We start from the raw sequence: 24,164 nt of genomic DNA, 5'->3' as shown, positions 1-24,164 counted from the left end.
TGACGATTTATTCTGCAGAAGTAAATTCCCTAATGGCCTTATTGGGTTCTATGATATTATGTCCCTTCCAAAATTCTGGATCGTAATTGGGCATATAGGTTGGTAGAAGATCATTGTTTTCTTTAATCGATTCCAATTTGGTGGCACTGATGGTTTCTGTATCAAAAATTACGATCTGGTGTTTGTTGGTGCCAGTGGTGGCCATATCAATTTTCAAGGAGAGTTCGTTTTGTTTGTTCCTTCCTTTTACCCGTTTGTTAAGTTCAATGATCTTTAAGGGGCGTTTGATCCCTATTCTGGCTCCTAGTTCTTCCTCTAAATACTGTAGGTGGTAGGCGTTATTATCGCCTTTGGCGAATAACATTTTACCCGTCGCTAAATATTGATCCATGGAAACACCTAACAATCTAAAGGTTTTTAAGGATTTCACATTGCTGTAATCTACCCTGATGACGGCAAAATCATCAGCATTTATATAGAGTCGCCCTTTGTAGTCCTCCGATCTTTTGGGTTCAAAGTCTACCAAATAAACGGCTTGGTCACCCATATAGGTGAAATCGATTATATTAAAGTTATAGCGTCTGTTTCTTGCTATAAAATTAAGTTTGGAATCCTCTAGAAAGAACAACTTTTCCATAATATTTCCCAGGGCTTTTTTCTTAAAGGTTGCAAAGAACTTTTTCCGCTCCTCCTCTTTCTTTTTCTTTTCTTCCAGTTCTTTTTTTAGCGCCTCTGCATCCTGTGGGTCCGCAGGGGTAGCAAGTATCTCATCGGCATCTACTTTGGTGCCGAACCATCCGGATTTAATCTTAAAATAGGAGTCGGGTTTAATGTTTTTCTTTAGAATATCATTAAACTTATCTTCGAGGGCGGTAAGATCCAATTCGTTCTGTTTGTCATAGAGTTCTGATGCTTTTATAAGGGTCAGCTTTTGGTTGTCCTTATTAAAATCGCCATAAAAATCTCCTAAGATTTCGGTGTAATGGCTGGTTTCTTTGGGAATGGTTCGCAATACGCTGTCGAGAAATCTTTCATTAAGGGCTTCTATGGAAGATTCTTTAAACGTAAAATCGGTTTTAGTGAGGTTTTGGTGGTAAGAATCTCGAAAGAACAAGCGTTTTCTTGTGATATCCCAGCTATAATTCTGTTTCAGGTTATTTTTAACCGCTTCAATAAGTTCCTCTGCGGTATATTGTTTGTTACTAACGATTACCGGATTTAACTCGATTGCCTTAGGGGTCAATAGAATAACGGATTCCGTAAATTGATTAATGGGCTTGGCCAGTCCTTCGTACCCGATGCAGGATACAAAAAGTGAATCTGTTTCTTGGAATTGACTGGTTAATTGAAGGGTAAACCTGCCTTCTTCATTGGTAATTACCCCTTTTTTAGTAGACAATTGTATCGTTGCATAGGGAAGGCTGTTGGGTTTCAGCGTCCTTTACTACCGAGCTGATTGTTTGCGAAAACAATTGGGAGCAATTAATTGCAAAGAGGAAAAACCAAAGGATGACAGCTGTACTTCGCATAAAAGGTGGGTATTATATAACGAAATAACGAATAAGAATCCTTACGTCAGGTCATTTTTGGTAAATATTAAGAAGGTGTTGGTCTATTTTCAGCAAATAGGAAGAACCGCCATTTCTCATGAATCAGCTTTTATGAGCGATTGCTAATGACAGCCACAATCTCCCTCTCCACAACCTTTAGAGCTGCCTTTCTTACCGGCAAACAAGGATTTCGGCAATAGGAATTTTTTAATGAGATAACCTAGTGCAATGGCGACCGTGATATAGACCAATATGTCTTGAAGAATACTCATTTTTTTAATTTTATAGTTGTTGAACGTCCAAATGTCTGAAGTTGAAATTTCAAAACTCACCAGACCTTAGCGTCCGTTATTTCAATAATTGATAGGCAATCAGTGCTACAATATAAGCAAAAAGACTCATAAATACTAGCTGAGCTGCGGGCCATTTCCAAGTATTGGTCTCTCTTTTTACAATTGCCAAAGTACTCATGCACTGCATAGCAAATGCGTAAAAAAGCAAGAGGGAAATGCCTGATGCGAGATTAAACAATGGTTTTTTGGTTACAGGATCAATTTCTGCGGCCATTCTATTTTTAATAGTATCCTCTTCATCGCTGCCAACGCTATATATGGTGGCCAAAGTGCCTACAAAGACTTCTCTAGCCGCAAATGAGGTAAGTACTGCAATACCAATTTTCCAATCGTATCCTAGTGGTTGAACAATGGGGGTAATTGCTTTACCCATAATCCCCATATAGGAATTTTCCAATTTGTAACTTGCTACTTCCTGATTTTCAGCTTTTTGCTTTAATATTGCGGCTTTGTTTTTTAGGGAGTCAGCAATGGTTAATTGATCTAAATGATATGCGTTTTTAGCGATACTATCTTGCAAGGATTCCTTGTAGGAGGCTAAACTAGTCTCCATATTGGCAAGGTTAAAGTCAGTAAATCCTTCTTTTTCAATTTTTTCTTTAATGATGGTTTCGGCGTTGTGAAAATTATCGGAATATCCGTTAGACCCTAAAAACCAAAGAATTATGGAAATAGCCAGGATTATCTTACCCGCTCCTATAACAAAGCTTTTTGTCTTTTCCAGAACGGTGTACCCTACATTTTTTAGAAGTGGAAGCTTGTAATTTGGCATCTCCATCACAAAAAAGGTCTTGGTCTTTATTTTCATGATCTTATTTAGGATCATGGCCGAAAATATAGCGGCTCCAAAGCCAAGAAGATAGAGTAGCATTAGGGTGAGTGCCTGATAGCTAAGGCCAAGAAAACGGCCTTCTGGAATCACTAATGCGATAATTATCAGGTATACGGGGAGGCGTGCGGAACAGGTTGTAAAAGGGGTGACCAAGATGGTAATTAATCTTTCTTTCCAATTTTCGATGGTCCTTGTAGCCATAATTGCGGGTATGGCACATGCAGTACCCGAAATAAGGGGGACCACACTTTTTCCGGAGAGTCCAAAGGGACGCATTAAACGGTCCATTAAAAACACTACCCGACTCATATATCCAGATTCTTCCAACAAAGAAATAAATAAGAACAAAAAGGCTATTTGCGGTATAAAAATGACCACCCCACCTATTCCTGCAAGAATACCTTCTGCGATCAGATCTGTGAATACACCAGGGGGAAGGGTGTTCTTTACCCATTCACTACCCGAAGCAAAGAGTTCATCGATAAAATCCATTGGATAGCTGCTCCAGTCGTAAATAGCTTGGAAAATGGTGAGCAGGATTAAGAAAAAAATTAGATATCCGAATACTTTGTGGGTCAATATTTTGTCTAGGCTGGCCCTTAATCCCTTGGCGGCATTTAGGTCTACCTTATAGGCTTGCTTTAAGATACCGTTAATAAATTGGTACCTTAGGATGGTTTCTTTTTGTTGTAACCGTTTTAGTTCGGGTTTGGATTTTGTTTCAAAAGAGGCGGGAATACTGATCGGATTTTTCTCTATGGGCATAAAGTTTACATCCTGGGTAATTACCAACCATAGTTTGTAAATATCCTCTTTCGGGAAAGTGGTTTTCAGCTTGTTAAAATATTCTGGAGCAATTACGGAAGTGTCAATATTGGGAGTAACGGAGAGACTTTTGTAATTTGCAATCAATTCCTTGATCCGAATTATCCCTATACCTTTCCTAGTACTGACCAGTGCAATTTTGGTATCTAGTTTTTCCTCTAATAGATCAATATCTAGCGTAATACCTTTTCTGGTCATCCTATCGGCCATATTGATCACCAGAATTGCTGGTATTCTCAGATCTTTAATCTGGGTAAAAAGCAGTAAATTTCGCTTTAAATTCTCCACATCGCTGATCACTACGGCCACATCGGGAAAATCCTTGTCATTTTTATTGAGCAACAATTCTACTGCCACACTTTCATCCAAGGAGGTGGTGTTAAGGCTGTAGGTGCCAGGAAGGTCAAGAATATGGGCTTTAACGCCCCTTGGTAGTTTGCATATGCCCTCTTTCTTCTCTACGGTAATACCAGGATAATTCCCAACTTTCTGTTTTAGTCCTGTAAGCTGATTGAAAACGGAGGTTTTGCCAGTGTTGGGGTTGCCTATTAGGGCTACCTTTATCTGTTTGCTCATAGCGGGGAATCTTCAATAATTTCTAATTCTATTAAAATTGCAACAGACCTTCTTATGGCGATATGCGTGCCGTTACAATTAATATAAATCGGGTCCCTAAGGGGAGCTACTTGTACCAATTCTATTTCGTTGCCAGGTAAGCATCCCAATTCCATGAGTTTTATAGGAAGAACTCCATCAGAAAATTCTTTGATAATTCCCTTTTGCCCGCGTCTTAAATGTGCTACTGTGGTAGTCAATTTTTATTTAGATTGAATTTAAGTAAGCACAAAAATAAGGTAAAAAAATTAATAATGTAGTGGGTCTTTAAACAAATTGGGTAATTCGTTTGGTTTATGGAAAATAGGCTTATCAATCATACTGTGGTATTGGAAATTACCACTTATGTTGCTATTCTGGGGTGTCTATAAGAGTTATGTTAACTAAAAAGTATGCTTAATTAGATCGCAGCTGTGTAGTTTATAGAAATTTAAATCGTCAATGGGATGGATTATCGTCATAGATAGTTTTTAGGATTTCCAAATCGCTCATTAACTGTTCCATTTCCTCAGCGTTGGTACCGTCATAAAATCCCCTTATGCGTCTAGACTTGTCTATTAGGATGAAATTTTCGGTATGGATCATGTCAAAAGGTCCGCCATCGCCATCGGTTTTCACTACTAAGTACGATTTTCTGGCCAATTCATAGATCTGCTTTTTATCGCCGGTGACCAAATTCCATTTTTGGTCTAAGACTCCTTGTTCTACAGCGTATTTCTTTAATTGAGCAACAGAATCGATTTCTGGGGTAACGGAGTGTGAGAGTAGTAAAACATCGTCATCATCCTTTATCTTGTTTTGTATATCGGCCATATTCCGGGTCATGATGGGGCATATAGTAGGGCAGGTGGTGAAGAAAAAATCTGCAATATAGATTTTGTCTTCATAATCTTTCTGGGTCACTAATTTTCCATTTTGGTTGGTCAGGGCGAAATCGGCTATGGTATGGTATTTTTTAATGTGCTGCATAGTGCTGTCCACCAGCTCAAAATTCACCATGGAAGGTTGGTATACGGGTAGCGTTTTTTGCGGTCTTACCGCGTTCATGAACAAATAGATAATAATTGAGGAAACTATAAAAAGGGCAATGCCTATATATTTTAGTTTGCTAAAAAACTTGCGCATGATTTTTTTGGTAAAGGTAGTCCAGCTAGGCATATTTTTCAAGGCTTCTTGGGCACTTTCCTGCTAAATGTTTCTTAAATCGGATTGGGGGACAATAGTTTCTTTTTTTAAGAACTGTTAAAAATGTACTTTTGTTCGTTTTTAAAGTTTAAAACCATAGTTAATGACGATAGCAATTCAAATTATACAGTTTATCCTGATCATCTCAATATTGGTCATACTACATGAACTGGGTCACTTTTTACCGGCCAAATATTTTAAGACCAAAGTAGAGAAGTTCTATTTATTTTTTGATGTGAAATTTTCCTTGTTCAAGAAAAAGATAGGCGATACAGAATATGGAATAGGGTGGTTGCCGTTGGGCGGATACGTTAAGATTTCGGGGATGATTGATGAGAGCATGGACACCGAGCAGTTGAAGCAAGAACCACAACCATGGGAATTTAGGAGCAAACCGGCATGGCAACGACTCATTATTATGACAGGGGGAGTTATTGTCAATTTCCTATTGGCCTGGGTCATTTATACCATGTTGCTGTTTAATAATGGAGACACCTATATTCCGTCCGATAGTTTAAAATACGGTATTGTTGTAGATTCTATTGGAGAGCAATTGGGACTTAAGACAGGGGATCAGATTTTAATGGTGGATGACAAGCAGACCAAAAAGTTTAATGAGGCGATATTGGATATTATCCTCGGAGATGAGGTGACAGTTAGGCGTGATGGGAAGGAAATCACCTTTCCGTTATCCGATGAGGGTAAGGAAACTGTTTTTGCTACCCAAGGGAAAAGATTCTTAGGGTATCGCTCCAAGGCCATGATCAGTAAGGTGATGCCTAATTCAGTGGCGGAGAATGCAGGATTGTTGCCTGGGGACGAAATTATTGGTGTAAACGGACAGAATACTAAATATTGGGACGAATTTACAGCGAAGATTGGATCTTCTGTCAATCAGAAGTTAGATATCAGTGTCCTTAGAGCTGGTAAAACTGAGCATTTGGATCTTGTAGTACCAGAAGAAGGAGTGATTGGGATACAATTGGATTTAACAGATTTAAGTGTTACCGATAACTATAGCTTTTTAGCGGCTATCCCTGCGGGTTATAATAGGACCATACAGGTGCTTACAGATCAGATAAGGCAGTTTAAGGTTATTTTCAATACCAAGACAGGAGCCTACAAGCAAGTTAAGGGACCAATCGGAATCGTGGAAATGATGCCCGAAGTTTGGGACTGGACTTTCTTTTGGAGTTTTATGGCAATGTTCTCCGTTTGGTTGGCATTTCTAAATATTTTACCGATTCCGGCTTTGGATGGGGGGCATGTAATGTTTTTGTTATACGAGATGATCTCGGGAAGAAAGCCTAGTGAAAAAGTATTGGAGACCGGTCAAATAATTGGTTTTGTGCTTCTTATGGGGCTTATGTTGTTGGTGTTTGGTAATGATATTTGGAATATTGTAAAGCGGTTTATCTAGGGAAATAAAATATTTTCAAAAAATACCTATAAAACAATCAATTTTTGTTTGGCGTATTTGAAAAAACATTTATATTTGCACCCGCCTACGGAACGCTGATGGTGTTTCTTCGGCAGGCAAGCCCGCCTAAAGGCAATGAAATACACTCCTCCTTAGCTCAGTTGGTTAGAGCATCTGACTGTTAATCAGAGGGTCCTTGGTTCGAGCCCAAGAGGGGGAGCTACTATAAACAAAGGCTTTGCAGAAATGCAAGGCCTTTTTTTATTGACCTAGGTCAAACATAGGTCAAACAAATTCTTCAGGTTCTATTTCCTAACTTTCTTTACTGAGAACAGGGTATTTCATTAAAAATATCACTAGTTCTTACTATATGAGAAATGTTATACCGCGCTCTCTATCAAATACCATTATATGACAAGTGCGTGTTGCGTAATTCTAAACGATTTTTAAGAATCGTTATTAATCCCTCAAATAATATTGTTTTTTTTAGTTAAAATTTTCTAGATCTTCTTTCTGTGCTATTTGCTTCTATAATTTGAAGAAAACTAAAAAGCGAATATCATGGAAGAAAATGAAAACGTAGTGGGTCTCCTATCCGATATCAAAGGTCTGTTGTCCCACACCAAGAAAGTAATGAACGTAGAAGATCTGGCCACATACACCGGACTCTCCAAAAGCAAGATCTACAAGCTGACCCAGCTAAAGCTCATTCCCATGGGCAACAATCCCCATATCCGTCAGAAATTTTTTGAAAAGGATACAATAGATAACTGGTTATTGGGGGAACCCGATGTTTCGGATGAAACCTTAGAACACCAATTTAACCAGCAACTATTGAAAAATAGAAAGAGGTAGGTGATCTATTTCAGCTTCATTATAACAGAGCTATGAAAGACACACCTTACATCCGCGTGGGCACCTCCTATTACAAATTGGTATGTGTCCCGACCATTGCCGGGAATTTCAACGAAATTATCGTTCCATGGACCCTGGAGGCCATTCGCCAAGATCATGGTAGGAGTTTTATCGGTGGAATTAAAAAGTATGATGGGTTCACCTGTCTCCCCAGCCATATTCATTTTGAGCAAGATTGCCACGGTTTCTATAATACCTATGCTCCCTTGCCCCATAAACTGCGAGAGGGAGCTTTTCCCTATACGCTACAACTATTGGAGCATATTTTCGGCCCCCAGTTAGATTTAGGTCTAGATTATCTGCAGCTGTTATATGTAAAGCCGGTCCAGGTGTTGCCTATACTGTGTCTTGTATCTAAGGAGCGGTCAACAGGTAAGACCACCTTTCTCAAATGGCTAAAAACCGTGTTCGACAATAACTTGACCTATCTCACCAATGATAGCTTTAGCAGTCAATTTAATGCTGATTGGGCTAACAAGCTCTTAATCTGTATAGACGAGGTACTCTTTAATAAAGAAGAATTGACCGAACGGATCAAGTACTTGAGTACGACCAATTTCAACAAACTAGAAGCCAAGGGGAAGGATAAGAGGGAAGTAGAATTCTTTGGGAAGTTCATCCTTTGTAGTAACAACGAGGAGAATTTTATCAAGATAGATAATAACGAAACCCGTTTTTGGGTATTGAAGATTCCAACCTTGAAAAAGGAGGAAACACGATTTCTGGAATATCTTGAAAGGGAGATACCTGCATTCCTATTCTATTTGCAACAACGAAAACTGACCAGTCCCAATAGGACCCGGATGTGGTTTTCTCCTGCCCAGATAAAGACCAAGGCCTTGGAGAATTTAAGGCAAAACAACAAGAACAGGGTGGAAAAGGAACTTGCCAGTATAATCCTGAGCGCAATGGAAACTTTTGAATTGGAAGAGGTGCAATTATGCCCATTGGATGCCCTACACCTCTTGAACCAAACCCGGATTAAAACGGACCTTACCCAATTGAGGCATATCTTAAAAAAGGACTGGAAGCTCGTCAATCAGGAAAATTCCTTGGCCTATGGGAAATTGATGATCTGGCGGGAAGGAGGGATGGGGTTGATTGATGCCAAGGGTAGGTACTACACTATAAAAAGGGAGTTTCTGTCGGAACATTTTGGGGAAGAATAGTAAAACGATGAAACGATGACCAAACGATGAAGCGTTTAACGTACTGTTTGTGGGTATTACGGGCGATTTCGCATCATTTATCGAAAAATTCGCTGATGAAAAGAAAAAACAACCTTACCAATTATACTTTTTTTTGATGAAACGATGAGAGATAGAGTTAAGGTCAATAAATACGGGGGATTGGGCCGTCATCGTTTTGTCATCATTTTGTCATCAAAAATAAACGATGACAAAATCGAGAGCCAAATGATAGGATATGCAAAGAACCAATAAAATATCGTGTGAAAGAGCCCGAGATTATCCCATCGGAAAAGCGCTGGCAAAATTAGGGCACTTTCCTACAAAGGAATCTGAGAAAGAAGCTTGGTTCCTGAGTCCGTTCCGCTCAGAAACGCAAGCCTCTTTCAAGGTATCCAAGAAACTGAACAGATGGTACGATCATGGAGCGGGGAAGGGTGGCAATGTAATTGACCTGGTTTGTTTAATAAACGGCACTTCTGTTAAAGAAACCTTGGCTTGGTTACAAAAGGGGCAGATCTCTTTTTCTTTTCAGCAGCAGCCTTTAGTTACCATGCAAAATGGAAATGATATTCAGGTCCACTATGCACAACACATAACACATTTAGCATTGATCAGATATTTACATGCACGTAAAATTTCGTTTTCTACGGCAGTCAAACTTTGTCAGGAGGTCCATTATATTTTCCGGGGTAGGGAATACTTCGCCATAGGCTTACAGAACAGTTCAGGGGGTTGGGAGTTACGGAACAAATACTATAAGAACTCCAGCTCCCCAAAAGACATCACTCACATTAAGAATGGCAACAATTGGCTAGTAGTTACCGAAGGCATGTTTGATATGTTGAGCCTGATGGATATGGGTAATAATCTTATAGAAAAGAATGACCTTTTAATATTAAACTCCCTGGGCTTTATAGAAAAATCGTTTGACCTGTTTGACGCCTATAAATCTGTAGCGCTTTATATGGATAATGACAGAGCAGGTAAAAAGGCAGTTGATCTAATGTTGAAAGAAAATCCAAAATGTAAGGATAGATCAAATCTGTACAAGGATTTTAAAGATGTGAACGCATGGTGGACTGCTCAAAACCAATGACCCGAATTGGAAGTAATGCAAGCACTATGGTGTGAGCAAAATGGAATAGCAAGAGGGTAACGGGCAAAGCCACGTTACGCATTTATTTCAGCTCACAACATATTGATTGTTAATTGGTTAGAGAAATATTTAATTATTCGATTTTACAAATTTGCGTCAAATGGCCTGTTAGCGCCCATTTTTAGGGAGGAATTTGCGACAAATCAGAAAATTATGAACTCATTTAAAAGTATACGCTTTAAGAGTGAAACAGCCCGGGATTTCCAAAAATTTTCGAGGCGGTTTTTCAAGACCCATACGGAGGCACTGCAAACGATGTTGGATTTCTTTTTCTATAACGAGATTTCCCCAAAGGAATCTCTTGGACCTAATGGAAGGACCATAACAAACCTGATCAAAAAAAGGTTCAATGCTATGGCGGCCATGATGAAGAATATGGAAAAGAATGGGGTACTTCCGACCAAGGCCATGATAGAACTTTTATTTGAACACTCCGCCCAAAAGAAACGGAAACAAGCTCCCTTATTGATGGAGGGTGGGGAAGACGACCCAGAAAGGGATAGGTTCTTTAAAAAGGTGGAGGAGGCCCTTGTGATGGAAAGAAAATATACCAATCTAAAACGCGACCTAAGGCAGAACAGGGCAGAATTTATTGCTCTTTTGAACAAGGTACAATTGGTGAAGCGCAGTTTTGGGAAGTCCAGGTTACAATTGGACATGGCTCTGGAAGATTTTGAAAAGCTTAAGATAAAAATAGAAAAAGAATTGCCATAGGATAGCCCTATTGGATGAATTCGAAAAACAAATCCAGTCCCTGCGGAAGTTGAAAAACCTATGGATTTTCCAATCTCCTCAGGACCGCACATAAAAGCCTAGGGCGTAGAAAGAACGAACTAGGCCTTTAACTTTGCCAACGCAAGGTTATTGCCACGGATCAAAAAAAATGATGTTCCAAATTTACCTTAGCAGGTGCGCCCTATCCGATTTTTGCTTTACGATTATCTTCCGGAACACTACAAAAATCGGACAGGATCCAGGCGCAGGTAAGTGATGGTAAGATTTGGGGTTGTGTCCGTTTTTTAAAAGTTAGTTTTTGGGGACCCTCAAGTTTGAAGTTGATCATTCGGAAGATAGAATGCTTCGCTCGCTTAGGAATTAGATCATTAAAGAATTAATAACTGCCTGAGATTTGAATTTAGAATTATTGTAAAATTTTACCGTTATGTGCCAAGAGAAATTATAATTTGGAGCTACTTACTTGTAGGATTTTTATATTAAAAGGCTATATTTAAAGTTTTGCAAAAGTTCCCCTCCAATGTATTAAAGAAATTTAATAGTTAATGATTTTCAACGAAGACTCAAGAGTAAAACTACCTGCAATATTACACCTTACACAGTTAGGGTATAAGTATCTATCTCTAAAGGATGCTGAATGGGACGATGAGACCAACATTTTCACGCACATTTTCACAGAATCTATTGTTAAAATAAACAAAGGGATTACCGATGCAGATATAAAACGTTTGTACCTAGAAGTTAGTTTAGCTTTAGAAAACGAAGATTTAGGTAAAGTGTTTTTTGAAATGCTCACGAATAGGTCAGGAGTAAAACTAATCGATTTCGAGAATTTTGAAAATAACGATTTTCATGTGGTTACAGAGTTGCCGTATAAAAACGGTGAAGATAACTTTAGACCCGATGTTATTGCATTAGTAAATGGCATGCCGTTGGTTTTTATCGAAGTTAAAAAACCTAATAATCGGAATGGTGTTTTAGCCGAACGTGATCGTATCAATTCGCGTTTTCAGAATAAAAAGTTCAGAAAGTTTATAAATCTTACGCAGTTCATGATCTTTTCCAATAACATGGACTATGATGATAACGAGATTGAACCATGGCAGGGTGCTTTTTATGCTTCGCCTTCTTATCACAAACCTATTTTTAATTATTTCAGAGAAGAAATTGGTTTTAATTTATCACAGGAATTAAAACCTTTAGAGAATAATGTTGAAGATTTCTTATTAAAAGACACCAATTACCAGGCTATAAAAAATAGTGCCGAATACACAACCAATAAAAATTCTGATTCCCCAACCAATCGCATTTTAACTTCAATGCTTTCCAAGGATAGACTGAAGTTTATTTTGCAATACAGTTTGGCTTATGTAAGGGAGCATAATGGACTGGAAAAGCATATTATGCGTTATCCACAGTTATTTGCTACAAAGGCAATTGAAGAAAAATTGGATAAAGGTATCCGTAAAGGCATTATCTGGCATACACAAGGTAGTGGTAAAACAGCATTAGCGTATTACAACACGCATTTTCTGACCGATTATTACCAGAAACAACATATTATCCCAAAGTTCTATTTTATTGTAGATCGTTTGGATTTGTTGACCCAAGCTAGGGATGAATTTACAGCACGTGGATTGAAAGTGCATACGGTAAATTCTCGTGAAGCCTTTGTGGCCGACTTAAAGAAAATAACTGCTGTCAATAATGACAAAGGCAAGCGTGAAATCACAGTAGTCAACATTCAGAAGTTTGAAGATGATCCATGTGTTAGTACCACGACAGATTATAATATAAATATTCAACGGGTTTATTTTTTAGATGAAGTACATCGTAGCTATAATCCTGAAGGTAGTTTTCTAGCCAATTTGGAGCAATCGGATCGTAATGCTATAAAAATAGGATTGACAGGCACACCGCTTATCGGTGACACATTAAAATCTAAGCATCTTTTTGGGGATTATATTCATAAATATTATTACAACAAATCCATTGCTGATGGTTATACGCTTAAATTAATCCGTGAGGAAATTGAAACCGAGTATAAGGTTAAGTTTAAAAAAATTCTGGACGATTTAGATATTAAAAAAGGTGATGCCAATAAAAAGTTAGTATACGCACATCCATCTTTTGTGGCACCTATGCTGGATTACATTGTTGAAGATTTTCAAGATTTCAGGCAACGCAATAGTGATGCTTCCATTGGAGCCATGGTAATTTGCGACAGTAGTGAACAAGCTCAGGAGTTATTCAGTATTTTCAATGAGGTTTATGCCAATTCTGAAACGGAAGATTTTTTGCCAATGGCAGCCGAACCTGGTTCTAAATATAAAACCATTCTAAAAGAAGATTATCGCATTAAAAAAGCGGCGCTTATTCTTTACGATTCTGGTAGTAAAGAGGAACTTGGCACGTGGCGTGACGATTTTAAAGCTGGCAAAATAGACATCTTGTTTGTGTACAACATGCTATTAACTGGTTTTGATGCCAAACGTTTAAAGAAAATCTATTTAGGTCGTGTAATTAAAGCGCATAACTTGTTGCAAGCTCTAACACGTGTAAATCGTAAGTACAAAAATTACAAATACGGACATGTCGTTGATTTTGCAGATATTTCTAAAGAATTTGATAAAACCAATCGCGCCTATTTTGAAGAACTTCAAGATGTTTTAGGCGATGAAATGGAAAGCTATTCCAATTTGTTTATGTCTCGTGAAGAAATGGAAATATCCATTCGTGATATAAAGGAGGCCTTGGCTGATTTCGATTTAAAAAATGCAGAGATTTTTTCTTCACAAATTTCCCAAATTAACGATCATGGCGAAATGCAACGCATTAAAAAAGCCTTGGAAGATGCACGTGCATTATACAATATCATTCGTTTGGTTGGTGAATATGAATTGTTAGATCGCATCGATTTCAGAAAATTAGGCGAACTTCGCATAGAAGCCACCAATCATCTAGCCCTAATCAACGCCAAAGATGCTTTAGAGCAAAACGAAGAAGTCGGAAATCTTCTTAACATGGCTTTAGAGGACATTGTATTCGGTTTCCGAAAGATTGGAGAAAGCGAATTAGTACTTGCAGGCGAATTAAAAGATATTCTCAAGAAAACAAGGGAAGCCTTAGGTGGCAATTTCGACCCTAAAGACCCTGAATGGATAAGTTTGTATGAAGAATTACGTCGCTTATTTGACAATAAAAACCTAAATGAAGTGTCCCAAGACGAAATGCAGACCAACATTAACTCATTAAAATCTATTCATGAGAAAATAAAAGAATTGAACCGGCGTAACGATTTATTGAAAGACAAATATGAAGGCGATGCCAAATATGCCCGTGTTCAAAAAAGATTGGTAGAAGCTGGCAAACCTTCTCAATTAAAAACTGCCATTATTGAAGCTTTACAAAAAATTAAACAACAAACCGATATTGCTGTACTAGATAGAAACGATAGTTTAAATAACGAAAGTTATTTTGCCCGCGTCGTAGCCAAATTGGTCTTTAACGAGTTTAATGCCGCTATGGATACCCCTATGGACTTTGAAACCGTTGAATTTATACGCGACCTGATTGTAGAAGAATACCTTAACGAATACCACGGAAAAACCGCATGACGAAAGAGATTAACAACCAGCCCTTTGTGACCAAAACAAAAGCACTTATAGACGAGCTTAAAGCTGTTTGTGCCAGCTATGGATTAGGAAACGACGGCAACGAATTTAAAATTATTAGCCAAATATTTTTATACAAGTTTTTAAACGACAAGTTTGCCTATGAAGTAAAGAAGCTAAAACCAGAACTGGCAAAAAGCGAAAATTGGGAAGCCGATATTGCCAAAATGAAAGAAGGTGACTATAGTATGTTGCAATTTCAATTGGGTGAAGCCACCGCCTTTTTAAAACCGCACCATTTGATCGGGTATTTGTTTGACCGACAGAACGAACCCGATTTTGCCAAAACGGTAGACGATACCTTGTTGGATATTGCAATACTTAACAACGATCTGTTTGCGGTAAAGACCGAAGACGGCCAAAAAATACAACTCTTTGATCGCCTTACCGAATATGTAAGCAGCAAGCGCGATGGTTTTGCGGTAGCCCTATTTAACAAACTGGTTGTTTTCAATTTTGAGAATATTATGGGCGAAGGGTTTGACTTTTTCTCTACCATTTTTGAATACCTGATAAAAGATTACAATTCAGATGCCGGTGGTAAATATGCCGAGTATTACACACCACACGCTGTTTCAAAAATTATCGCCAACATTTTAGTGCCAGAACCAACTAGTAATGTTACCATTTATGACCCCAGCGCAGGTTCGGGAACACTTTTAATGAACTTGGCACACGCCATTGGTCCAGAAAAATGTACGGTTTATTCACAGGATATCTCTCAAAAATCATCCAACCTATTACGGCTAAACTTGGTGTTGAACAACTTGGTACACAGTATAGAAAATGTGATCCAGGGCAACACCATGACCGACCCATATCACAAAAAGGACAACAAGTTGCGTCAGTTTGATTACGTTGTAAGCAACCCACCCTTTAAGCTCGATTTTAGTGATGATGTGGATACGCTAAACAAAAAAGAAAACAAAGCCCGTTTTTTTGCAGGCATCCCCAATGTTCCTGCCAAGAAAAAGGAAAGTATGTCTATTTACACTTTGTTTTTACAGCACATTATCTATTCGCTAAAAGAAGGAACAGGAAAAGCAGCTATTGTAGTGCCAACAGGTTTTATTACAGCACAATCTGGAATTGAAAAAACTATACGCCAAAAAATAGTGGAGAGCAAGATGCTGGCAGGCGTAGTAAGTATGCCATCCAATATTTTTGCAACCACAGGCACCAATGTGTCCATCGTGTTTTTAGATGCTGCCAATAAAGGTGATGTGGTATTGATTGATGCTTCTAATTTAGGAACCACTGTTAAAGAAGGTAAAAACCAAAAAACGGTATTAACAGATGAAGAAGAAGACCAAATCATCAGCACTTTTATTAAAAAAGAAGCCAAAGACGATTTTTCGGTTGTGGTGAGTTATGATGCTATTAAAGCTAAAAACTACAGTCTCAGTGCTGGACAATATTTTGAAGTTAAAATCGAATATATAGATATTTCGGTCGATGATTTTGAAGCTCAAATGAGTGGGTTTAATAGCAAATTGAATATTCTTTTCGCTGAAAGTAAAGAACTGGAAAAAGATATACAGGATAATTTAAAGGCATTGAGATATGACTAATTGGCAACAATTTAAATTGAAAGATGTTGCAGATATTAAATTGAGCAATGTTGACAAAAAAACAAAAGCGAATGAACGTACTATACGCTTATGTAACTACACGGATGTCTACAAAAATTCATTTATCAATGCAGATAGGGCAATCGATTTTATGGTTGCATCGTGCTCTGAAAATCAATATCAGAAATTTATTTTAAGAGAAGGCCAGGTTGCAATAACTAAAGACAGTGAAAAGCCAGATGACATAGGAATTCCAACTTATATTTCCGAAGATTTTAATGATGTTGTTTTGGGATACCATTTAGCTCTATTTACCCCTTATGAAGATAAATTAAGTGGAAAATTTTTAAATTACTGGTTCCAAACAAAGTTCGCAAAAAGATACTTTGAAAATAACGCAGGTGGTAGTGGTCAAAGATGCACTTTGGTTTTAGATGTCATAAAATCAACTCCGTTATACCTCCCTTCAATAAACATCCAAAAACAAATAGCCAAAGTTCTTTCCGATTTAGATGCCAAAATAGAAGTTAACAACAAAATAAACCAAGAGTTGGAAGCGATGGCAAAAACGCTTTACGATTATTGGTTTGTACAGTTCGATTTTCCCTTCGACTTCGCTCAGGGTAAACCCGCTGCCAATGGTAAACCTTATAAATCTTCTGATGGGAAGATGGTATATAACGAGCAATTAAAACGTGAGATTCCTGAGGGGTGGAAAGATGGAACATTTGAAACAATATCAACAATTATTGGAGGTAGCACACCTTCAAAGGCGATAATTGAAAATTTTACATCCGACAGACATATGTCTTGGATAACACCCAAAGATTTATCATTAAATAAAGGGAATAAATTTATTACAAGAGGAGAATGGGATGTTACAGAACAAGGAATAAAAAGGGCTTCACTTAAAATTATGCCAAAAGGAACAGTCTTATTAAGTTCTCGTGCGCCAATTGGGTATTTAGCTATTTCTAGAGAAGAAGTTACCACGAATCAAGGGTTTAAATCGTTTGTTCCGAAAAAAGGTTATTCGCCAGAATTTATATTTTACTGTGTTAAAAATTTAATTCCTAAAATTGAAGCCAATTCTTCAGGTTCAACGTTTAAAGAAGTATCTGCATCAACTTTAAGAACAATTTCTATTTCAATTCCAGAACCAGAAATATTGGAAGAGTATTATAAAATATCGAAACCTATATTTAAAAAACAAGATTTAATAGAATTAGAAAACCAAAAACTCACCGAGTTACGCGATTGGTTGTTGCCCATGCTTATGAATGGGCAGGTTACTGTTGGTGAGGCAGAGGAAGAGTTGGGGATGGTGGCGGAAGAGGACATAAATACATAGAGTAAAAATGGAAATTTTAGCTATATATATCGAAGACCATTTTCTTTATAAAGAACCAATATATTTAAATTTTGGAGGGAGATTCATTTTTAAGTTTAATAAAGAGAAAGATTATTTAAAAATTACAAAGGAAAATAATATAAATTTTATAGAGGAATTTTATAGTAAAGGTATTTCTAATATTAGTGCTATTGTTGGAAATAATGGTGTTGGAAAAACTTCTTTGATGAGAGTTTTGAATCAAGAACCAAAATCTAATGCCTTGGCAATTTATGGCGAGGGAAATAAAATTTTTGTTCAGAATGCTACGAAAAACAAAATTGAATGGGATTTTGATTTCGAAAGTATTAACCATGAAGAAAGTCCTTTTCCGCTATATTATTCTAACGTTCTTGATTATAATTTAATAGATTTTAATAGTCCAATTTCTGAATCAAACAAAATTAATGACAGTCTTAGTGAATATTTTTATGATACTATATTACGACAAATTTTTTTTATTTATAAAAAAGGTGAGTCTTTAAAAAATAAATACCCGGAACTCCCTTTGTATGATGACGTTTCAATCTCAATTAATAATGTTTCAAAATCCCAATTATTGGATAATGACTTTTATAGAAATGCAACCATAGGTCAATCCATTAAAGAGCAGCTGAACATGTTGTGGGACTCTTATGGGCAATTGAATGAAGAAATGATTCATAAAAATGAGGAGTTTCTTACCAACTTTGAAGTTTTTATTTTAACTCTTTTAGTTACTGATGACATTTTTGCGCAAACAAATAACAATGGCTTTAAAATTGGATTTGATGAAATCCTTGATCAAGACGACTTTGATAAAAAATTAGAGCTATTTCTTAAAAAACGCCTGGATAATATTGATGGTCCTTTATTTGATTCTTTAGAGGAAAAATCAGGGATTAAATTCAATAATATTGATGACATAATCTATAACATTCGAGCAGATAAAATCTCCCAAATAGGTGGTGGGTTTGATTTTGTTAAGATTAAGGATAAAGCAATTAGGGTTATACTTCAATATCATAGAATTTTTTTATTATATGACTTTTTGAAGTTAAACAATCAAATCTTTCAAAATCACACAAATAAATCTGAACTAAAATTAAAAGTTAGCGATGAAACTACCCTGAGCATTTTAAAAGAACTATTTCGGCTATATGAGGATGTTCATGAAACACTTGAAAATTTAAATTTTAAGTATAGGGTATTCAATGTCAATCCAACAAGAAAAATGTCTACCGGAGAACTTTCAATTCTAAATTTATATAGCTCAATATACCAATTTGTAACTACGAGCAATTCTAGTAAAAATACTAGGGAATCTTATTTATTGCTATTAGACGAACCTGAGCATGCATATCATGCCGTTTGGAAAAAAAAGTTCATTTGGACTTTAAATGAAACCATTCAAGAATTGTTTGCTGATTGGGAACAGGATACTTTAATACAAATAATATTCTCAACTCACGACGCACTTACTCTGTCAGATTTGCCTAATGACAAAATATCTTATTTAAAAAGGTTAAATGATCAAACAATTAAGGCTTTTGATGAAGATGATAAGGATAGACCATTAAAATCATTCGGAGCAAACATCACTGAAATACTTGCGGATTCTTTTTTTGTAGAAGATGGTTTGATAGGTGATTTTGCTAAAGAAAAAATTAATAACACTATTGATTGGTTGAGAAATAAGGAGGATATTCAAAATTACGAATATCATAAAAAATTAATTCAAATTATTGATGAACCCATTGTTCAACAAAAGCTTTCCGAAATGTATTCTGAGAAAATGAATGTTGATTTTTCAAAGGAAATTCTTACACATCAAATAGAAAATCTTAAGCAAAAATTTAAAATTCAGACAGGCGACGATTATGATTCACTTTGATTTAGCATCTAGACCTAAAGTAATTTCTACTCATATTAATTGTTTAAATAAGGATTACTTAATAGAAAGTTTGAGTACTTCCACAATTAACCGGGAGTTGAAAACATATATAAATGATAACTTATATGAAATAATTACAGGAACTCCTGATGTCATTCAAAAATTGAATACCAGATTTAAAAGGCTTAAATCTTATTCCGAAAGTAAAATTGTATTGGGAAAAATTAGGGCAATTTTTAATTATGAGAAATTTGGCAGCAAAAGTGTTAGGCTCTATGATGCATATGATTTAGCAAATAATCTTGATGTGCGTACTTGTTTATATTGCAATCGTATGTACACAATTACAGTTGTAAAAGGTACAAAGAGAGATGAAAAAGTAACACGTCCTCAATTTGACCATTTTTTTGATAAAGCTAAAAACCCTTTACTAGCATTGTCAATTTACAACTTAATACCTAGTTGTACTATTTGTAACTCTTCCTTAAAAGGAAAAAAGGAATTCACATTAAGTGGTTATATGCACCCATATATTGACAATTATATTAATCAATATAGTTATAAGTTTATTCCTCATAATGTTTCATCTATTCTTGGGCAAAAATCAAATTTAGAAGTTGAAATAGATATTAAAGCATTAAGTTTAATTGATGGTGTTAAAATCAAGAAAACTTCTGATATATTTAAATTATCAGCTGTAATGTCGGGTCATTCAGAAGAACTTAAGGATTTATTCGATATTAGATATAAGTTTTCGCAACGATACTTCATGGAGCTTTTTTCAACCTATAAAAAACTTGGACTTTCATATGAAGAAGTGTATAGAATTGTTTTTGGCGTTCATTTTATTGAAGATAATTTCAATCAAAGGCCCTTTAGTAAGCTTAAGAAAGATTTACTTAAAGAATTAAATATAATAACTTAAAATAAGCTGTTTTAATTTGGTCATGTTTTTAAAGGCTTAAAGTATTTTATACTAAACAGGAAATTCAAGATAGTTTACAGTTATGGATTTAAAAAACTTAACAAATACTTTTAATGATCATATTAGTCAGATTGTAGAGTTGGTCACGGATGAGTCCATAAATCATCCCTTTGGTTTTACATTTACCTTTAACACTAAAAACTTAGAAAAGTATAACAAAGGTGTTAATGAAGCCTACGAAAGAGAATCATTTGTCGACTTATTTGAAAAGTTAGATGGAATGAAAAACCATTGTCTTTATTGGTTTGAAATTGAGGATAAGAAACAAAGGGATACGCTTATTGGTTTGCTAAATACGTATAGGGAGAATAAAAAAGAGGTAGGGTATAGAACTGTTCCGGCAAAAGCTTTAAAAAACTATGAAGGTTCCCAAAGTAATGTAATCTATGTAGGTGTTCGGACTGGCAAGGGTGAATATACAAAACAGAAACACTCTAACATTGCTGGTCGTATAAATCAACATTTAGGTTATTATGGTACGAATGCTACCCAGGGATTACAATTATGTAGTTATGCAAGTGGTCTGGATATAAATATTACCTTAAAAGTATTTCAGTTTAGCAATTTGGGGGATGACTATTTAAAACTTATTGAAAAAGCAGTCGCTAGGCATTTTAAACCCCACTGTGGCAGGCATTAATCATAAATTATATTTGAAAATTTTAAAATCACATTAGAGATGACATTCCACGAAACAATTTTGCAGAAACTACTTCAGTATAGGGAAACTCATCCTAATTTTAATTTCCTTACCCGTCAACGAAGCGGTACCGGAAAACGTTTCGAGAGCGGCCATTGGTTTCAGGGTAATGATAGCTACGCTTTTGTTGGTCTTATCAATGCTAGTGGTGGGAGCAATAGAACAAGAAGTGTAGGTATTACCATAATTCCAATTCAAAATGGCTACTCCTGCCATTTGGAGATTGTATTTAATGAAGAAAAAGACAAAGAACTCATCGCGTGCTATAAAGCATTGGCGAAAAGTTTCAAAGGAGTTAAATCTGTAGGAGAAACGAAATATCATGTCAAAATTGGGAATATAAGTGATAGTGACTTTTCCGATATCTACTCTTTTTTGGATAATAATTATGAACTGATTTTGAATAAATTTAGAATTAGTGGCAAGAAATCGGTTCTTGTTTCAGATAAGAAATTTGAGCAGGTAATAAAGAGAATTAATGAATACAGAATTAGAAAAAAATCCTATTCAAAAAATAATAACATGCCAAAAATATCTTTAAACCAAATTTTTTACGGCCCACCAGGAACTGGAAAAACTTATAATACCATTTTAGAAGCTGCTAAAATAATCACACAAGACGAATACATTAATTATGATGATGCTCAAAAAGTTTTTAATAATCATTTAGGCGGACGTATTGAGTTTATAACCTTTCATCAAAACTATAGTTACGAAGATTTTATTCAAGGTTTACGTCCGGATACAGAAGCAAGTGGTGAGTTATCTTTTTTTAAGAGTGACGGTGTATTTAAAAAAATAGCCGATAGAGCACTTAAAAACTTGCAAGATTCTGAAAATCCTGAATCTGCAAAAAAAGAATTTGACAAGGTATTTTATGAATTAATAAAACCTTTAAACGATGGAAAGGTAGAGGAGCTTGAAATAAAAATGAAGCAAACCTCATTTTACATTACGCAGGTTGGAGAGAAATCTATAGAATTTAGAAAGAATCAGGGTGATTCTAAGCATACTCTTAGTATCAATACATTAAGAAAAATGTATGACAAAGGTGTTAATGATATTATACTAGGAGGCTTGCAACCATATTACAATCCTATTTTGAAGCTCCTATTAGAAAAAGGAAAAAGAGACGTACTGCCTGTTGAAAAGCAAAATTATGTCATAATAATAGATGAAATAAATAGGGCAAACATTTCTAGAGTTTTTGGAGAGCTTATAACACTTATTGAAAAAGATAAACGGTCTCATGGGAAATTACCAATTACTGCAACCTTACCATCTGGTGAACCATTTATTGTACCGTCCAACTTGTATATTATTGGTACTATGAATACTGCAGATAAATCTATTGCACTTTTAGATATTGCCTTACGACGTCGTTTTGAGTTTAAAGCAATGTATCCCAAATATGAAATACCAGACAAAAAAAATCCACAAAGCTGAATTTTTAGAAAAATTAAATAGGCTAATTGTCGATTCGGGTAAGGGATACGATTTTACTATTGGACATTCTTATTTTATGTGCGATGAAAATGAAACTTTCGATTTTGAAATCACCATCAATAATAAAGTTATTCCATTAATGTTGGAATATTATATGAATGATGAAGATGAAGTTAAGAAAATAATGATAGGAGCTTTAAAGGATGATGGCTTTAAGGTTGACAATTGGCCTTTAGAAATACTACCAAATGATTAACCTTTTTGAATATAAAAATAGTGAGGAGTTCAAGGAAAAACATTTTGATGTTTTAGAAATATTTCTTGATAGTATTTGGGCAAAAAGAGAAAAATCCAGTTATTACTTTAATGACGAAGAAAATAGAGTAGAACAACAACGCTTTATTCAATTTCTGCATAAAACGAAGACATTAAAGTCTAATAAGTATGTTGGAGTTATTCATTTTGAAGGTGAAACTATCAATTTACTTCCAAAAATATTCTTTAAAGAAGGCGAAACGACTACTAATGATGTAAAGGCTATAAATAGGCATGTATTATGGTGGTTAAGCTATTGTAGAAGACTTAAATTTCCAAATTATCTTTCGGGATTGAATAGTGAAAAAGCAGATTTTTTTGAGATATTAATATATCTGTTTAGTAAATACACACGAGAACTTATTAATTCTTCCATTTATCAAAGGTATACTGAAGTAAATAGGGAATTAAACTTTGTAAAAGGCCGCGTAGATTTTAATACCTATAACAATAATAATTTAGCACGAGGAAGACACCATAAAATTAGTTGCGAATTTGATGCTTTTGAAATGGACAATGAGTTTAATAGATGCTTAAAGTTTGTGTCTAAACTATTGTTGTCTGCTACTAAAGAAAACCAAAGCAGACGTTTTTTAAACGATATTTTGTTTATTCTAGATGAAGTTGAGGATGTTAATGTATCAGTAGATAAAATGAAGCGAATGTCATTTAATCCGATGTTTTCAAACTTTGAAACCATTCGCGATTATTGCGTGTTGTTTTTAGATAATAGTGTGTCTTTTAATTATAAAAATTCCTTAAAAATTTTTGCGTTTCTATTGCCAATGGAATATGTGTTTGAAGATTTTATTTTTGGTTTTATGGATAGAGAAATAGATGAAATAAAAGCACAATCTCAAATAGGTATTAATTATTTAGATGAAGAAAAGAATTTTAAATTAAGACCAGATTTGCACCTGACCTTCGGTAATAGAAGTCTTATTGCTGATACCAAATACAAAATTGCTTACTCTGACGACTCTGACCAAAAAAAAGGCATTTCTCAAAATGATTTGTACCAAATGCTAGCCTATGCGGTAAGGTTTAAGGCTAATGAAATTATATTGTATTATCCAAATACAGTTAATAAAGAAGAATCCGAAAATTCAGAACTATCAATAATTGATGAATTAGCAGTGGATCAATTAATCCATGTTAAATCGTTTCAGTTACCTATAATCAATTTTGATTTATTTAAGGAATCATATGATTGTAAGGCATCATTGGCTTTGGATTTTGAATTTACAAAAGATAAGTTGGTGCGGGCTATTCTTAAATCTTTAAGTTTGTCTTAACAACGAGCTTGTTATTATTTAATTAGTAATTATATGTGTAGGCTACAAAATTAACACCCCAAAATCATATCATGGATTATTAATAAATAAAATATTTACTTTAATGTCCCGATAATTATCGGGATGGACTAGTGCTTTT

General features: G+C 35.5%; 19 protein-coding genes and 1 tRNA gene. 15 read left to right on the top strand and 5 right to left on the bottom strand.

Annotated features, from left to right (window positions below):
* Positions 1 to 7: 7 nt before the first annotated feature.
* The 5 genes from KCTC52924_RS05515 to KCTC52924_RS05495 all read right to left on the bottom strand — a co-directional run bounded on the left by KCTC52924_RS05515 (position 8) and on the right by KCTC52924_RS05495 (position 5,300).
* Complete coding sequence (locus tag KCTC52924_RS05515) at positions 8 to 1,399, bottom strand: carboxypeptidase-like regulatory domain-containing protein (protein WP_251807636.1); 1,392 nt, start codon at positions 1,397 to 1,399, stop codon at positions 8 to 10.
* Between the two features lie 273 nt (positions 1,400 to 1,672).
* Positions 1,673 to 1,822, bottom strand: a complete 150-nt coding sequence (locus KCTC52924_RS05510) for a hypothetical protein (protein WP_251807637.1) — start codon at positions 1,820 to 1,822, stop codon at positions 1,673 to 1,675.
* A gap of 76 nt (positions 1,823 to 1,898) precedes the next feature.
* Positions 1,899 to 4,136: a ferrous iron transport protein B gene (feoB, locus tag KCTC52924_RS05505; RefSeq protein ID WP_251807638.1), complete on the bottom strand. Its 2,238-nt coding sequence runs from the start codon at positions 4,134 to 4,136 to the stop codon at positions 1,899 to 1,901.
* The gene (locus KCTC52924_RS05500; protein ID WP_251807639.1) at positions 4,133 to 4,375 is read right to left on the bottom strand and encodes a FeoA family protein; all 243 of its coding nucleotides are present in this window, start codon (positions 4,373 to 4,375) and stop codon (positions 4,133 to 4,135) included. Before KCTC52924_RS05500 ends, feoB begins: the two co-directional genes overlap by 4 nt.
* Positions 4,376 to 4,613: 238 nt before the next feature.
* Positions 4,614 to 5,300, bottom strand: coding sequence for an SCO family protein (locus KCTC52924_RS05495; RefSeq protein WP_251807640.1), 687 nt, complete (start codon positions 5,298 to 5,300; stop codon positions 4,614 to 4,616).
* A gap of 163 nt (positions 5,301 to 5,463) precedes the next feature.
* Between KCTC52924_RS05495 and rseP the strand changes: the two genes are divergently transcribed.
* The 15 genes from rseP to KCTC52924_RS05420 all read left to right on the top strand — a co-directional run bounded on the left by rseP (position 5,464) and on the right by KCTC52924_RS05420 (position 24,025).
* Positions 5,464 to 6,780, top strand: a complete 1,317-nt coding sequence (rseP, locus tag KCTC52924_RS05490) for an RIP metalloprotease RseP (RefSeq protein WP_251807641.1) — start codon at positions 5,464 to 5,466, stop codon at positions 6,778 to 6,780.
* Positions 6,781 to 6,926: 146 nt separating this feature from the next.
* Positions 6,927 to 7,000, top strand: a tRNA-Asn gene (locus tag KCTC52924_RS05485).
* 341 nt (positions 7,001 to 7,341) lie between these two features.
* On the top strand, positions 7,342 to 7,635 hold the full coding sequence (locus KCTC52924_RS05480; protein WP_251807642.1) for an AlpA family transcriptional regulator: 294 nt from the start codon (positions 7,342 to 7,344) through the stop codon (positions 7,633 to 7,635).
* Positions 7,636 to 7,667: 32 nt separating this feature from the next.
* Positions 7,668 to 8,864, top strand: a complete 1,197-nt coding sequence (locus KCTC52924_RS05475; RefSeq protein WP_251807643.1) for a primase-helicase family protein — start codon at positions 7,668 to 7,670, stop codon at positions 8,862 to 8,864.
* A 256-nt stretch (positions 8,865 to 9,120) separates the two neighbouring features.
* A complete protein-coding gene (locus KCTC52924_RS05470; RefSeq protein ID WP_251807644.1) occupies positions 9,121 to 9,981 on the top strand; it encodes a toprim domain-containing protein in 861 nt (286 codons plus the stop codon).
* Between the two features lie 213 nt (positions 9,982 to 10,194).
* Entirely contained in the window at positions 10,195 to 10,755 is a 561-nt protein-coding gene (locus KCTC52924_RS05465) for a BfmA/BtgA family mobilization protein (RefSeq protein ID WP_251807645.1), read from the top strand.
* A gap of 566 nt (positions 10,756 to 11,321) precedes the next feature.
* Positions 11,322 to 14,393 (top strand): type I restriction endonuclease subunit R, encoded by a 3,072-nt coding sequence (locus tag KCTC52924_RS05460; RefSeq protein ID WP_251807646.1) that lies wholly within the window; start codon positions 11,322 to 11,324, stop codon positions 14,391 to 14,393.
* On the top strand, positions 14,390 to 16,021 hold the full coding sequence (locus KCTC52924_RS05455; protein WP_251807647.1) for a class I SAM-dependent DNA methyltransferase: 1,632 nt from the start codon (positions 14,390 to 14,392) through the stop codon (positions 16,019 to 16,021). The genes KCTC52924_RS05460 and KCTC52924_RS05455 overlap by 4 nt, the downstream gene beginning before the upstream one ends.
* Positions 16,014 to 17,372 (top strand): restriction endonuclease subunit S, encoded by a 1,359-nt coding sequence (locus KCTC52924_RS05450; RefSeq protein WP_251807648.1) that lies wholly within the window; start codon positions 16,014 to 16,016, stop codon positions 17,370 to 17,372. The genes KCTC52924_RS05455 and KCTC52924_RS05450 overlap by 8 nt, the downstream gene beginning before the upstream one ends.
* Before the next feature lie 7 nt (positions 17,373 to 17,379).
* Complete coding sequence (locus tag KCTC52924_RS05445) at positions 17,380 to 19,284, top strand: AAA family ATPase (RefSeq protein ID WP_251807649.1); 1,905 nt, start codon at positions 17,380 to 17,382, stop codon at positions 19,282 to 19,284.
* Positions 19,271 to 20,209 (top strand): hypothetical protein, encoded by a 939-nt coding sequence (locus tag KCTC52924_RS05440; protein WP_251807650.1) that lies wholly within the window; start codon positions 19,271 to 19,273, stop codon positions 20,207 to 20,209. The genes KCTC52924_RS05445 and KCTC52924_RS05440 overlap by 14 nt, the downstream gene beginning before the upstream one ends.
* An 82-nt stretch (positions 20,210 to 20,291) precedes the next feature.
* A complete protein-coding gene (locus tag KCTC52924_RS05435; RefSeq protein WP_251807651.1) occupies positions 20,292 to 20,909 on the top strand; it encodes a hypothetical protein in 618 nt (205 codons plus the stop codon).
* 39 nt (positions 20,910 to 20,948) lie between these two features.
* On the top strand, positions 20,949 to 22,415 hold the full coding sequence (locus KCTC52924_RS05430) for an AAA family ATPase (RefSeq protein WP_370671519.1): 1,467 nt from the start codon (positions 20,949 to 20,951) through the stop codon (positions 22,413 to 22,415).
* Positions 22,381 to 22,671 (top strand): hypothetical protein, encoded by a 291-nt coding sequence (locus KCTC52924_RS05425; RefSeq protein WP_370671518.1) that lies wholly within the window; start codon positions 22,381 to 22,383, stop codon positions 22,669 to 22,671. The genes KCTC52924_RS05430 and KCTC52924_RS05425 overlap by 35 nt, the downstream gene beginning before the upstream one ends.
* Positions 22,664 to 24,025 carry an McrC family protein gene (locus tag KCTC52924_RS05420; protein ID WP_251807653.1) on the top strand — a complete coding sequence of 454 codons (1,362 nt, stop codon included), beginning with the start codon at positions 22,664 to 22,666 and terminating at the stop codon, positions 24,023 to 24,025. Before KCTC52924_RS05425 ends, KCTC52924_RS05420 begins: the two co-directional genes overlap by 8 nt.
* The last annotated feature ends 139 nt before the right edge of the window (positions 24,026 to 24,164 follow it).

The organism is Arenibacter antarcticus (assembly GCF_041320605.1).
GTDB lineage: Bacteria > Bacteroidota > Bacteroidia > Flavobacteriales > Flavobacteriaceae > Arenibacter > Arenibacter antarcticus.
Note: the sequence above shows the minus strand (reverse complement) of the source record. Positions and strands in the feature narration are given on the sequence as shown.

Coding starts and splice junctions, on each gene's coding strand:
- KCTC52924_RS05460 (WP_251807646.1), top strand. CDS start 11,322: ATGATTTTCAACGAAGACTCAAGAGTAAAACTACCTGCAATATTACAC.
- KCTC52924_RS05430 (WP_370671519.1), top strand. CDS start 20,949: ATGACATTCCACGAAACAATTTTGCAGAAACTACTTCAGTATAGGGAA.
- KCTC52924_RS05480 (WP_251807642.1), top strand. CDS start 7,342: ATGGAAGAAAATGAAAACGTAGTGGGTCTCCTATCCGATATCAAAGGT.
- KCTC52924_RS05475 (WP_251807643.1), top strand. CDS start 7,668: ATGAAAGACACACCTTACATCCGCGTGGGCACCTCCTATTACAAATTG.
- KCTC52924_RS05450 (WP_251807648.1), top strand. CDS start 16,014: ATGACTAATTGGCAACAATTTAAATTGAAAGATGTTGCAGATATTAAA.
- rseP (WP_251807641.1), top strand. CDS start 5,464: ATGACGATAGCAATTCAAATTATACAGTTTATCCTGATCATCTCAATA.
- KCTC52924_RS05465 (WP_251807645.1), top strand. CDS start 10,195: ATGAACTCATTTAAAAGTATACGCTTTAAGAGTGAAACAGCCCGGGAT.
- feoB (WP_251807638.1), bottom strand. CDS start 4,136: ATGAGCAAACAGATAAAGGTAGCCCTAATAGGCAACCCCAACACTGGC.
- KCTC52924_RS05440 (WP_251807650.1), top strand. CDS start 19,271: ATGATTCACTTTGATTTAGCATCTAGACCTAAAGTAATTTCTACTCAT.
- KCTC52924_RS05510 (WP_251807637.1), bottom strand. CDS start 1,822: ATGAGTATTCTTCAAGACATATTGGTCTATATCACGGTCGCCATTGCA.
- KCTC52924_RS05420 (WP_251807653.1), top strand. CDS start 22,664: ATGATTAACCTTTTTGAATATAAAAATAGTGAGGAGTTCAAGGAAAAA.
- KCTC52924_RS05470 (WP_251807644.1), top strand. CDS start 9,121: ATGCAAAGAACCAATAAAATATCGTGTGAAAGAGCCCGAGATTATCCC.
- KCTC52924_RS05455 (WP_251807647.1), top strand. CDS start 14,390: ATGACGAAAGAGATTAACAACCAGCCCTTTGTGACCAAAACAAAAGCA.
- KCTC52924_RS05495 (WP_251807640.1), bottom strand. CDS start 5,300: ATGCGCAAGTTTTTTAGCAAACTAAAATATATAGGCATTGCCCTTTTT.
- KCTC52924_RS05445 (WP_251807649.1), top strand. CDS start 17,380: ATGGAAATTTTAGCTATATATATCGAAGACCATTTTCTTTATAAAGAA.
- KCTC52924_RS05435 (WP_251807651.1), top strand. CDS start 20,292: ATGGATTTAAAAAACTTAACAAATACTTTTAATGATCATATTAGTCAG.
- KCTC52924_RS05425 (WP_370671518.1), top strand. CDS start 22,381: ATGAAATACCAGACAAAAAAAATCCACAAAGCTGAATTTTTAGAAAAA.